General features: G+C 69.9%; 14 protein-coding genes. 6 read left to right on the forward strand and 8 right to left on the reverse strand.

What is annotated here, in order from left to right; translation table 11 throughout:
* On the forward strand, positions 1–200 hold a 200-nt coding region (locus tag ACH4MY_RS15290), incomplete at its 5' end, for a hypothetical protein (RefSeq protein WP_361405967.1).
* A 147-nt stretch (positions 201–347) separates the two neighbouring features.
* Here ACH4MY_RS15290 and ACH4MY_RS15295 read toward each other — a convergent pair.
* The gene (locus tag ACH4MY_RS15295) at positions 348–1,010 is read right to left on the reverse strand and encodes a DNA-3-methyladenine glycosylase (protein ID WP_398002754.1); all 663 of its coding nucleotides are present in this window, start codon (positions 1,008–1,010) and stop codon (positions 348–350) included.
* Positions 1,011–1,097: 87 nt separating this feature from the next.
* Here ACH4MY_RS15295 and ACH4MY_RS15300 point away from each other — a divergent pair, with 87 nt between their 5' ends.
* The 3 genes from ACH4MY_RS15300 (at position 1,098) to ACH4MY_RS15310 (ending at position 3,144) form a co-directional block, all read left to right on the forward strand.
* On the forward strand, positions 1,098–1,880 hold the full coding sequence (locus ACH4MY_RS15300; RefSeq protein ID WP_398002757.1) for a sporulation protein: 783 nt from the start codon (positions 1,098–1,100) through the stop codon (positions 1,878–1,880).
* A 53-nt stretch (positions 1,881–1,933) separates the two neighbouring features.
* Positions 1,934–2,470 carry a YbhB/YbcL family Raf kinase inhibitor-like protein gene (locus ACH4MY_RS15305; protein WP_398002759.1) on the forward strand — a complete coding sequence of 179 codons (537 nt, stop codon included), beginning with the start codon at positions 1,934–1,936 and terminating at the stop codon, positions 2,468–2,470.
* A gap of 167 nt (positions 2,471–2,637) precedes the next feature.
* A complete protein-coding gene (locus tag ACH4MY_RS15310) occupies positions 2,638–3,144 on the forward strand; it encodes an HNH endonuclease (RefSeq protein ID WP_398002761.1) in 507 nt (168 codons plus the stop codon).
* Between the two features lie 66 nt (positions 3,145–3,210).
* Here ACH4MY_RS15310 and ACH4MY_RS15315 read toward each other — a convergent pair whose 3' ends face one another.
* From ACH4MY_RS15315 to ACH4MY_RS15330, 4 genes are all read right to left on the reverse strand, one after another.
* Positions 3,211–3,984, reverse strand: a complete 774-nt coding sequence (locus ACH4MY_RS15315) for a sulfite exporter TauE/SafE family protein (protein WP_398002764.1) — start codon at positions 3,982–3,984, stop codon at positions 3,211–3,213.
* 92 nt (positions 3,985–4,076) lie between these two features.
* Positions 4,077–5,012, reverse strand: a complete 936-nt coding sequence (locus ACH4MY_RS15320) for an SPFH domain-containing protein (protein ID WP_398002766.1) — start codon at positions 5,010–5,012, stop codon at positions 4,077–4,079.
* A 93-nt stretch (positions 5,013–5,105) separates the two neighbouring features.
* Positions 5,106–5,534, reverse strand: coding sequence for an NfeD family protein (locus ACH4MY_RS15325; protein WP_398002768.1), 429 nt, complete (start codon positions 5,532–5,534; stop codon positions 5,106–5,108).
* A gap of 75 nt (positions 5,535–5,609) precedes the next feature.
* A complete protein-coding gene (locus ACH4MY_RS15330; protein WP_398002771.1) occupies positions 5,610–6,407 on the reverse strand; it encodes an ABC transporter ATP-binding protein in 798 nt (265 codons plus the stop codon).
* Between the two features lie 146 nt (positions 6,408–6,553).
* On the opposite strand from ACH4MY_RS15330, the gene ACH4MY_RS15335 reads away from it, so the two are divergent.
* Positions 6,554–7,345: a hypothetical protein gene (locus tag ACH4MY_RS15335; RefSeq protein WP_398002774.1), complete on the forward strand. Its 792-nt coding sequence runs from the start codon at positions 6,554–6,556 to the stop codon at positions 7,343–7,345.
* A gap of 107 nt (positions 7,346–7,452) precedes the next feature.
* Here ACH4MY_RS15335 and ACH4MY_RS15340 read toward each other — a convergent pair whose 3' ends face one another.
* From ACH4MY_RS15340 to ACH4MY_RS15350, 3 genes are all read right to left on the reverse strand, one after another.
* The gene (locus ACH4MY_RS15340) at positions 7,453–7,695 is read right to left on the reverse strand and encodes a chaplin (protein WP_329277313.1); all 243 of its coding nucleotides are present in this window, start codon (positions 7,693–7,695) and stop codon (positions 7,453–7,455) included.
* Between the two features lie 153 nt (positions 7,696–7,848).
* The gene (locus ACH4MY_RS15345; protein ID WP_398002777.1) at positions 7,849–8,493 is read right to left on the reverse strand and encodes a response regulator; all 645 of its coding nucleotides are present in this window, start codon (positions 8,491–8,493) and stop codon (positions 7,849–7,851) included.
* On the reverse strand, positions 8,486–9,631 hold the full coding sequence (locus tag ACH4MY_RS15350) for a GAF domain-containing sensor histidine kinase (protein ID WP_398002779.1): 1,146 nt from the start codon (positions 9,629–9,631) through the stop codon (positions 8,486–8,488). Before ACH4MY_RS15350 ends, ACH4MY_RS15345 begins: the two co-directional genes overlap by 8 nt.
* A gap of 428 nt (positions 9,632–10,059) precedes the next feature.
* Between ACH4MY_RS15350 and ACH4MY_RS15355 the strand changes: the two genes are divergently transcribed.
* Complete coding sequence (locus ACH4MY_RS15355) at positions 10,060–10,842, forward strand: transglycosylase SLT domain-containing protein (protein WP_398002782.1); 783 nt, start codon at positions 10,060–10,062, stop codon at positions 10,840–10,842.
* The last annotated feature ends 79 nt before the right edge of the window (positions 10,843–10,921 follow it).

A 10,921-nucleotide genomic window follows, 5' to 3' on the forward strand; every position in this document is an offset into this window, starting at 1 on the left:
ATCTGGCGTTGATTTTTGGCACGCTGTTGAGTTCTCAAGGAACGGACGCTTCCTTTGTACTCACCCTCTCGGGCTTTCCTCCGGGCTTCCCTTCGTGTTTCCAACCTTACCAGATCGTTTTCCGTTCCGTTTCCGGTTCGGAGTTTGTATCCGGTGGCCTGTTGGCTGCCTTTTGCCTCTCGGCGTGTTCACTACGTTAGCTGATTTCATCGGCGACTCATAATCGAGTCATTCGAATTCGAATTCCGGCATGCCGAAATAAGCCCCTGCTGGGGACATCTTGAGTAGTGGGTGGCAGCTGCGGGGTGCTTGAACAAGCAGGCCCGTAACCAGCTGCTCGGGCTACGTTAGGCGGTCGGACGGCCCGAGTCAAGTGGGCGTTTCCGGGGCGTATGGGGTCGGTACGGACTCACCGTGGGGTCGTCGCCGATCCAGAAGCGCCAGGGGCGCGGGGCGCCGTCACCGCCGACGCCCGTACGGGGGCCGTTGCGGATGTGTGCCGGGGCCGGCGGGGTGCCCGTAAGGAGAGTGAGGGGTGCGTCCGGGCCCGCGCAGGTGTCGGTGCCGTTCAGGGAGAGGCCGATGTCGAGGGCCGTGGCCAGGCGGGCGGGGCCCTTGGCCAGCTCGTGGTCGTGCCGGGCGGAGCGGCGGCGGGGACGTGCCTGCTCGGTGCCGCTCAGGATCTCCCCCGCGCGCAGCAGAACCCCGCTCGCCTCTCCCTCCGGGCCGCACACCAGATTCAGGCAGTGCCACATGCCGTAGGTGAAGTAGACGTACGCGTGTCCCGGCGGGCCGAACATGACGGCGTTGCGTGCGGTGCGTCCGCGGAAGGCGTGCGAGCCGGGGTCGATCGCGCCGGCGTACGCCTCCACCTCCGTAAGGCGCAGTTCCATCAGTCCTCCGGGTGAACGGCGGACGAGTGTGCGGCCGAGCAGGTCGGGGGCGACATCGAGGACCGGGCGGTCGAAGAAGGCCCGCGGGAGCGGCGTACGGTCGGGGCTGTCGCTCATGGCGCCCGAGCGTAGTGGGACCCGGTGGGGAACCGGCTACGGTCGTCGCGCGTATGTAGGGGTCAGGACTGAGAAGGAGTGAAGGTCATGGGATTCAAGAAGCTGCTCGCGAGCCTGGGTGCCGGTGGGGCCACCGTGGAGACGGTGCTCACCGAGGAGAACGTGGTCCCGGGCGGTGTCGTCCAGGGTGAGGTGCGCATCCAGGGCGGCAGTGTCGACCAGCAGATCGAGGGGCTCTCCGTCGGGCTGCAGGCGCGGGTCGAGGTGGAAGGCGGCGACCAGGAGCACAAGCAGGACATCGAATTCGTCAAGGTGCGTCTGGGCGGTGCCTTCGAGGTCAAGGCCGGCGCGGTGCACGTGGTGCCGTTCGGTCTGGAGATTCCCTGGGAGACGCCGGTGACCTCCGTCTCCGGGCAGCAGCTGCGCGGGATGCACATCGGGGTGACCACCGAGCTGGAGATCGCCCGCGCCGTCGACTCCGGTGACCTGGACCCGGTCAACGTGCACCCGCTGCCGGCGCAGCAGGCGATCCTGGACGCGTTCCTGCAGCTGGGCTTCCGCTTCAAGAGCGCGGACATGGAGCGCGGGCACATCCGGGGGACGCGCCAGAAGCTGCCCTTCTACCAGGAGATCGAGTTCTTCGCGCCGCAGCAGTACCGGGGTCTGAACCAGGTCGAGGTCAGCTTCGTCGCGGACGACCGTGAGATGGACGTCGTCCTGGAGATGGACAAGAAGCCGGGTCTGTTCGGTGAGGGCAGTGACTCCTTCCGCGCCTTCAAGGTGGGTCTGCACGACTTCCACACGACCGACTGGGCGGCATACCTGAACCAGTGGCTCGCCGAGGTCGGCGGCCGTCGCAACTGGCTCTAGGCTCGGCCCCGTAAAGGCCGCTGAGGCAGTACGGGCGATACGGAGGTTTCGACGTGTCCGAGGGCAAGAGGGCGCCTCTCCCCCATGACTTCCATCCGCCGGTGGAGGCGTTCACCGTGGTGAGCGACGACATCGCGCCGGGCGGGGTCCTGAAGGACGCTCAGGTGTACGCGGCGGGGAACACCTCGCCGCAGCTGCGCTGGGAGGGGTTCCCGGCGGGGACGAAGAGCTTCGCCGTGACGTGCTTCGACCCGGACGCCCCGACGGGCAGCGGGTTCTGGCACTGGGTGCTGTTCGACATCCCGGCGTCCGTGACGGAGCTGCCCGCCGGTGCCGGGTCGGGGTCGTTCGAGGGGCTGCCGGCCGGGGCCGTGCACGTCCGGAACGACTACGGCTCGCGGGACTTCGGTGGTGCCGCTCCCCCGGCGGGAGAGGAGCACCGTTATGTGTTCACGGTGTACGCGGTGGACAGCGAGAAGCTCGGTCCCGACGGTGATGTGTCGCCGGCGGCGGTCGGGTTCAACCTGCGGTTCCACACGCTGGGGCGTGCCCAGTTGATCGGCGAGTACGCGGCTCCCGCGGCAGTCTGATCGTTCGTTTGTTGTTTGCCCGCTTCTGGTCTTGGAGAGATCAGAAGCGGGCATCTTTTGTTGCGCGGGAAATATTGCGTTGTCCGACCCCGGCCGGCCCGGCCATCGTTGATCCAGGCCCCACCGCCCCGCTCCGGGGCCGGGCCTGCACACGGGAGGTGGGCACAATGCGGGACACACTGGTACTCAACGCGAGCTTCGAGCCGCTGTCGACGGTCACGCTCAACCGTGCGGTGGTGCTCGTCCTGACGGACAAGGCCGTCGTCGAGCACGCCCATCCCGATCTGCGGGTGCGAGGTGCCGCCGTCGATCTTCCGGTGCCGCGGGTGATCAGGCTCTGCCGCTACGTACGGGTGCCGTTCCGAAGACAGGCACCGTGGTCGAGACGGGGGGTGCTGGTCCGGGACCAGCACCGGTGCGCGTACTGCGGGCGGCGGGCGACGACCGTCGACCACGTGGTGCCGCGCGCCCAGGGCGGTGCGGACAGCTGGCTGAACACGGTCGCCTCCTGCGCCGAGGACAACCACCGCAAGGCCGCCCGGACGCCGGAGGAGGCGGGGATGCCGCTGCTCTTCCAGCCGTTCGAGCCGACGCCGGCGGACGCGATGCTGCTGGCGATGCGGGCGAGCGAGCGCTCGGAGCTCCCGGAGTGGCTGGCGAAGGCGGCCGCGTGACCCGGTCTCGTACGGTGTGGGCCCGCCTTCCCCGGTGAGGGGAGGCGGGCCCTTCCGTCGTGGGGGCTAGCGGAGGGTCAGCTGGACGATCGCCACGATGCCGACCGCGATGATCACTCCGCGCAGGACGGTGGGCGGCAGCTTGCGGCCGACCTTGGCGCCGATCTGGCCGCCGATGGTGGAGCCGACGGCGATGAGCAGGACGGCCGTCCAGTCGAAGTCGGCTACGAAGAGGAAGAAGACGGCGGCGACGCCGTTGACCAGGGCGCCGAGGATGTTCTTGACGGCGTTGATCCGCTGCAGGGTGTCGTGGAGCAGCAGGCCCATCAGCGACAGGTAGAGCACGCCTTGTGCGGCGCCGAAGTATCCGCCGTACATGCTGGCGAGGAAGAGGCCGACGAGGAGGACGGGGCCGCCGTCGGGGTGGGCCTCGGTGCCGGTCTGTTCGCGGCGGCGCTTGACCGCGGCGGAGATCCGGGGCTGGAACACGACCAGGACGAGCGCGAGGCCGATGAGGATCGGGACGATCGCGTCGAAGGCCTCGGACGGCAGCGCGAGGAGCAGGATCGCTCCGATGAGGCCGCCGAGGAGGGCGACGGCGCCGAGGCGGAGGATGCGGCGCTTCTGGCCCTTGAGTTCGCGTCGGTAGCCGATGGCTCCGCTGATGGAACCGGGCACCAGGCCCAGGGCGTTGGAGACGTTCGCGGTGATCGGCGGGAGTCCGGTCGCGAGAAGGACCGGGAACGTGATGAGCGTTCCCGATCCGACGATGGTGTTGATGGTGCCGGCGCCGATGCCGGCGCCGAAGACTGCCAGGGCTTCCCAGATGGACAACGCCATCTCCTTACATGGTCAGTGAGTCGCCTCCCCGCCCTGGCGTCGCCGGGGTCGAGGGGCTCGCACCGATCATGCACGAGGATTACGTGTACGTGTCAGTCAACCGGCGGTTCGTCTCGCCTTTCGGTCCCGCCCTTGGTGTTGAAGCCGGGGACGCTGCCGTCCTTGTTGCCGAAGGCGCCCGAGAGCCCCTTGAGGGCGTCGCCGATCTCGCTGGGCACGATCCAGAGCTTGTTGGCGTCGCCCTCGGCGATCTTCGGGAGCATCTGGAGGTACTGGTACGACAGCAGCTTCTGGTCGGGGTCGCCGGCGTGGATGGCCTCGAAGACCGTGCGGACGGCCTGGGCCTCGCCCTCGGCGCGCAGGGCGGCGGCCTTGGACTCGCCCTCGGCGCGCAGGATCGCGGACTGCTTCTCGCCCTCTGCGGTGAGGATCGCGGACTGGCGGGTGCCCTCTGCGGTGAGGATCGCGGCGCGCTTGTCGCGCTCGGCGCGCATCTGCTTCTCCATCGAGTCCTGGATGGAGGTCGGCGGCTCGATCGCCTTGAGCTCGACGCGGTTGACGCGGATGCCCCACTTGCCGGTGGCCTCGTCGAGGACGCCGCGGAGGGCCGCGTTGATCTCCTCGCGGGAGGTCAGGGTCCGCTCCAGGTCCATGCCGCCGATGATGTTGCGCAGGGTGGTGACGGTGAGCTGCTCGATCGCCTGGATGTAGCTGGCGACCTCGTACGTCGCGGCCCTCGCGTCGGTCACCTGGTAGTAGATGACCGTGTCGATGTTGACGACGAGGTTGTCCTGGGTGATCACCGGCTGCGGCGGGAACGGGACGACCTGTTCCCGCAGGTCGATCCGGTTGCGGATCGAGTCGATGAACGGGACGACGATGTTCAGTCCCGCGTTGAGCGTGCGGGTGTAGCGACCGAAGCGCTCCACGATCGCCGCGCTCGCCTGCGGAATGACCTGGATCGTCTTGATCAGGGCGATGAAGACGAGCACCACCAGAATGATCAGGACGATGATGACTGCTGACATCGTGTTCCCCGTGCCCTTCGCTGCCGGTTGTCTGCCGGGTTGCTTTCGATGATCGAGTTTCCCAGATGGCGGAGCGTCATGGGCGAGGTTCGGTCACATGACCACGGCGGTCGCCCCGTCGATGTCCACCACGTCGACCTGTTCGCCCGGTTCGAAGCTCTGCCCGATGTCGAGCGTGCGCGCGGACCAGATCTCCCCGGCGAGCTTGATGCGGCCCCCGTCGCCGTCGACCCGTTCCAGGACCACGGCCTGACGGCCCTTCAGGGCGTCGATTCCGGTGGCGAGTCGGGGCCTGTCGTCGCGGTGACGGGCGGCGATCGGGCGAACCACCGCGATGAGTGCCACCGAGACGACGACGAAGACGAGCACCTGGGGAACGATGCCGAAGCCGAGGGCGGCGGTCACCGCCCCCGCGACCGCTCCGACGGAGAACATGCCGAACTCGGGCATCGCGGTCAGGACCAGCGGAATGCCGAGCCCCACCGCGCCGATCAGCCACCAGAGCCATGCGTCGATGTCCACATGGTCATGGTAGGGCGGGTGGGGTGCTCCGGGACAGGGCGCGGGCGGCTGTGCGGGACGCCGGCGCTCCGTCCGCTACTTCAGGGGCAGGCCGTGGGCGGTCCAGCGGTCGCCGACACGCTCGACGACGAGCGGCAGGCCGAAGCAGTGCGAGAGGTTGCGCGAGGTCAGTTCCATCTCCACCGGGCCGGCGGCGAGCACCTTGCCCTGACGGATCATCAGGACGTGGGTGAAGCCGGGCGCGATCTCCTCGACATGGTGGGTGACCATGATCATGGAGGGGGCGTACGGGTCGCGGGCGAGACGGCCGAGACGGCGGACGAGGTCCTCGCGGCCACCGAGGTCGAGACCGGCGGCGGGCTCGTCGAGGAGGAGGAGCTCGGGGTCGGTCATCATCGCGCGGGCGATCAGGGTGCGCTTGCGCTCACCCTCGGAGAGGGTGCCGAACCTGCGGTCCAGGTAGTCGTTCATGCCGAGGCGGTCGAGGAAGGCCTTGGCGCGCTGCTCGTCGACCGGGTCGTAGTCCTCGTGCCAGGTGGCGGTCATGCCGTACGCGGCGGTGAGGACGGTCTCCAGGACGGTCTGGCGCTTGGGGAGCTTCTCCGCCATGGCGATGCCGGCCATGCCGATGCGGGGACGGAGCTCGAAGACGTCCGTGCCGACGCCGCCGAGCCGCTCGCCCAGGATGTGGGCGGTGCCCTTGGTGGGGAAGAGGTAGCTGGAGGCGATGTTCAGAAGGGTGGTCTTGCCGGCGCCGTTGGGTCCGAGGATCACCCAGCGCTCGCCCTCCTTGACCGACCAGGAGACCTCGTCCACCAGAGCCCGTCCGTCGCGGACCACGGATACGTCCACCAGCTCCAGTACATCGCTCATGAGCGCGTTGTCTCCCCTTGCGGTCGAGTCGTGTCGTCGCCTTGCGCCGGTGGGCGCGGCGTCCAGGGGAAAACCTACGTTATCGACGGAGCGGGCCGGTCCCTAGGGCTTCCTTTGAGTCCCCGGACGCGCCCTAGTCTTGGGGGATGCTTTCGGAACCACGCTCAGGACGCCTGGCCGCATGGGGCAATGCCCTGCTGGCCGGGGCGGTGTCGCCGGACGAGGCGGCGCTGGCCATTGTCGGGGAGGACGCGGTGCACCGCGTGGAGGGGCTGCCGGGTGAGGCGCGGCCGGTGGGGCTGACGCTGGCGCTCGGCCGGCTGCGGCGGCTCGGGGTGACCGGGTGGCGGGTGGCGCTGCCCGCGCCCGGGCATCCGCTGGGGCTGAGCGGACCGCCGGACTTCAACGCGCGCGCGTTGGAGGCGGAGGAGGCGGCGGTGGGCCACGGCGCGCCGTACGGTCTCGTGCCCGAGGTCTCGGAGGCGGGGCCGGTGGGCGACGTGCACGTGGAAGTGGTGTGGCGCTGTCTGGCGGTACGGGAGGCTCCGCCGGCGGACGTACCGTCGCTCGGCGAGGCCGAGCGGGAGCTGGCGGAGGCACTGCGGGACGCGACGTCGGTCCTGACCCGGCTGGACGTGGCGGCCTCGGGCCCGGCGGCGGACGCGGCCCGCGAGGCGTACCGGGCGCGGGCGGAGGTGGGCCGGGAGGTGCTGGCACCGGGATACCCGCCGCGCGCGGTCCGGGTCCTCGAGCTGGCGCAGCGGGTGGGACTGCTCGTGGACCTGGCGTACGACCACGGCCACGGGGGCGCGGTGAGCGCTTCGGAGATGGCGGCGCGGGGGGAGGCGCTGCGGCCGGTGGAGCGGGTGGCGCGACGGGCGCAGGTGGCCGCGTACAACGCGTACGTGGAGGAGAGGGAGCGGGACCGGGGGTTCTGAGGTCCGGTCGCGCACTTCCCGCGGCTCTTCGAGCCGTGCGCGGACTGTGGCCGGAAAAGGGGCCGGCCCCTGGGGATCCCCCAGGGGCCGGTGGGTCTTGGTGTGGCTCAGCCGTTGAGGGCGTGGTTGCCGAAGGCCGGGTTGAGCAGGCCGATCACGTTGACCGTGTTGCCGGAGACGTTCACGGGGACGTGGACCGGGACCTGCACCAGGTTGCCGGAGGCGACGCCCGGCGAGTTGAGGGCCGCGCCCGTGGCCTCGGCGCCGTGGGCGGAGGCGACACCCGCACCGGCGGCGACGATGCCACCGGCGACCATGGTGAGGGCAGCGGCCTTCTTGAGGTTCTTCACTTGGTACATCCTCCTGGTCATCGCTGCGGCCGGTCAGCCGCAGCACGCCATGGAGAACGCCGCACCCCTCGCGAGGTTGCGCCGAACGGGGGACATACACACGACGGTATGAAGGACTGAACGGTCGTGCGCCCGGCGCGCGAGGGGGGCGCGTCAGTCGGTGAGGCCGTGCCGGACCGCCCAGAGGGCCGCCTGGGTGCGGTCCGCGAGGTCGAGCTTCATGAGGATGTTCGAGACATGCGTCTTGACCGTCTTCTCGGAGAGGACGAGCGCGCGGGCGATCTCCCGGTTGGAGCGGCCGTCCGCGATCAGGCCGAGTACCTCCCGCTCCCGCTCCGTGAGGGTCGAGCCCCGCCCCGTACCCCCGTGCGAGTCCTCCTGGGCGAGGAGCGCGCCGGCGACCTCGGGCTGGAGCAGCACGTGCCCCGCGTGGACGGAGCGGATCGCGCCGGCCAGGGCGTCGGGGTCGATGTCCTTGTAGACGTATCCGGAGGCGCCCGCACGGAGCGCGGGGACCACCGTGCGCTGCTCGGTGAAGCTGGTGACGACGAGGACCTTCGCGGGGTTGTCGAGCCCGCGGAGCCGCTTCAGCGCCTCGATGCCGTCCGTACCGGGCATCTTCACGTCCATGAGGACCACGTCGGGGCGGAGCTCCTCGGCCCTGGCGACGCCCTCGGCGCCGTCGGAGGCCTCCCCCACCACCTCTATGTCGTCCTGCACCTCCAGAAAGGTGCGCAGACCTCTTCGGACGACCTGGTGGTCGTCGACCAGCAGGACACGGATCCGCTTGTCAGCCACCGGGAACCTCCATCTCGATCGTGGTGCCCTCGCCGGGGGCCGAGGTCACGGTGAGCGATCCGCCTACGCCGCTCGCCCGGTCCCGCATGGAGACCAGGCCGAGATGGCGCCCCGCACTGCGGACCGTACGCGGGTCGAATCCCCTGCCGTCGTCGGCGACGGTGAGCCGCGCGCCCTGGCCGGCCCGGGCGAGGGAGACGGTGACGAACTCCGCGTCCGCGTGGCGCAGGGCGTTGTGCAGAGCCTCCTGGGCGACCCGGAGCACGGCCTCCTCCTGTGCGGCGGGCAGGGCGCGGGTCCCGGGGCTCTCGAAGGTGACCCGGGCCGTGTGGGCGCGGTCCAGGACCTGGATGTGGGTACGGAGGGTGTGGACGAGGCCGTCCTCGTCCAGCGCGGCGGGGCGGAGCTCGACGACGGCGGCGCGCAGTTCGTCGGCGGCCTCCGCGGCGAGCGCGGCGACCTGCTGGAGCTCGCCCTTGGCGCGGGCGGGGTCGCGGTCGACGAGGGCCGCGGCGGCCTGGGCGGTCAGCCGGAGCGAGAAGAGCTTCTGGCTGACGGCGTCGTGCAGCTCGTGGGCGAGGCGGGAGCGCTCCTCGGCGATGGTGAGCTCGCGGCTGCGCTCGTAGAGACGGGCGTTGGTGAGGGCGATGGCCGCGTGCTGGGCGAGGATCGAGAGGAGTTCCTCGTCCTCTGCGGTGAAGCCGCAGCCGCCGGTCTCCTTCGGGCACCGCTTGTTGGCGAGGAAGAGGGCGCCGAGGATCTCGTCGCCGTCCCTGACGGGGAGACCGAGGAAGTCGGACATCTCGGGGTGGGCGGCCGGCCAGCCCTCGAAGCGGGGGTCCTCGCGGACGTCGGCGAGCCGCTCGGGCTCGGCCTTGTGGAGCATGGCGGCGAGGATGCCGTGCTGCCGGGGCAGCGGGCCGATCGCCCTCCACTGGGCGTCGCTGACGCCGTCGACCACGAACTGGGCGAAGCCGCCGTGGTCGTCGGGGACGCCCAGGGCCGCGTACTCGGCGTCCAGCAGCTCGCGGGCGGAGGCGACGATCGTCTTGAGGACGTCGCGGACCTCCAGATGGCGGCTCATCGCCAGGAGGGCGGTGCTCACGGCGGCCAGGCCGGAGCTCGGTCGATGGCTCATGTGTTCACCGTACCGGCGGGCCGTGACGGTCCGTATCCGTCCGGAGACCGCGCCGGAGGGGGTCCGGGGACCTAGGTCGTAGTGCCCCGGGCACCTGTCCCCCTTCCAGAGGAGGGGACTTACTGTGCGCATTGCTCAGGCAACGGCTGGTCAGTTTGTTACGTGCCCGATGTGAGCCCGCGCATAGGACCCAGGTCACTTACGAAGTCCCCTAGTGGACCCCCGGAGGGGTGGTCATGCTGGGGTGAGCCCGACATAAGGGCGCCTCTGTGGTCCGTGCACGGGCCCCTGATCCACTACCCGGGATCGTACGTCACACCTTTGCCAGGGCATTTTGCGGCCGCTAAGAATTGCCCCCGTCGCCGCCGAGCTGGCGAGACACCGCCCCGGTGGAGCGACCCCCCAGCGATTCGAAGAGGTAGTCCGTTATGTCTGCGAACACCCCTGGCCACAGTCGTGGTCTCAAGAAGACCCACAAGGCCATGATCGCCGGCGTCGCCGCCCTGGGCGCCGCTGCGCTCACCCTCTCCCTCGTGCCCGGCAACGGCTCCACCGAGACCGAGCCGCAGGCTCTCTCCGGTACGCAGCAGGTGGCCTGGTCGTACAACGCGAACAGCCCGCAGGCCAAGGCCCTCGCGGCCAGCGTCACCGAGCAGCACACCACCATCGGCCTGAAGGCCAAGCAGGAGGCCGCGGCGAAGGCCAAGGCCGACGCACAGGCGAAGGCCACCGCCGCCGCCAAGGCGAAGGCGGACGCGAAGGCCAAGGCCGCCGCGAAGGCGAAGGCGGACGCCAAGGCGAAGGCCGCGGCGAAGGCGAAGGCCGACGCGAAGAAGCGTGCCGCGGCGAAGACGGCCGCGAGCCGTTCCGTCGCCCGTACCCCCGTCTTCGCGAACAACCTCGACGGCTGGATCCGCGAGGCGCTGTTCATCATGGACAAGCACAACATTCCGGGCAGCTACAACGGCCTGCACAAGAACATCATGCGTGAGTCCAGCGGTAACCCGCGGGCCATCAACAACTGGGACATCAACGCCATCAACGGCATCCCGTCCAAGGGTCTGCTCCAGGTCATCTACCCGACCTTCAAGACCTACCACGTGGCCGGCACCGCGTTCGACCAGTACGACCCGGTCGCCAACATCGTCGCCGCCGCCAACTACGCGGCCGACCGCTACGGCTCGATCGACAACGTCAACAGCGCGTACTGATCGCACTCGGTCCGCTGTCCTACGCCGAAGGGCGGCACCCCCCGCACTGGGGGTGCCGCCCTTCGGCGTACCGGTCTCT

This window comes from Streptomyces sp. NPDC017246 (genome assembly GCF_044331325.1).
Lineage (GTDB): Bacteria > Actinomycetota > Actinomycetes > Streptomycetales > Streptomycetaceae > Streptomyces.

Bases quoted from the DNA above. Each gene is read 5' to 3' on its own strand.
- ACH4MY_RS15295 (WP_398002754.1), bottom strand. From the start codon at position 1,010: ATGAGCGACAGCCCCGACCGTACGCCGCTCCCGCGGGCCTTCTTCGAC.
- ACH4MY_RS15335 (WP_398002774.1), top strand. From the start codon at position 6,554: ATGCTTTCGGAACCACGCTCAGGACGCCTGGCCGCATGGGGCAATGCC.
- ACH4MY_RS15300 (WP_398002757.1), top strand. From the start codon at position 1,098: ATGGGATTCAAGAAGCTGCTCGCGAGCCTGGGTGCCGGTGGGGCCACC.
- ACH4MY_RS15310 (WP_398002761.1), top strand. From the start codon at position 2,638: ATGCGGGACACACTGGTACTCAACGCGAGCTTCGAGCCGCTGTCGACG.
- ACH4MY_RS15315 (WP_398002764.1), bottom strand. From the start codon at position 3,984: ATGGCGTTGTCCATCTGGGAAGCCCTGGCAGTCTTCGGCGCCGGCATC.
- ACH4MY_RS15350 (WP_398002779.1), bottom strand. From the start codon at position 9,631: ATGAGCCATCGACCGAGCTCCGGCCTGGCCGCCGTGAGCACCGCCCTC.
- ACH4MY_RS15330 (WP_398002771.1), bottom strand. From the start codon at position 6,407: ATGAGCGATGTACTGGAGCTGGTGGACGTATCCGTGGTCCGCGACGGA.
- ACH4MY_RS15320 (WP_398002766.1), bottom strand. From the start codon at position 5,012: ATGTCAGCAGTCATCATCGTCCTGATCATTCTGGTGGTGCTCGTCTTC.
- ACH4MY_RS15355 (WP_398002782.1), top strand. From the start codon at position 10,060: ATGTCTGCGAACACCCCTGGCCACAGTCGTGGTCTCAAGAAGACCCAC.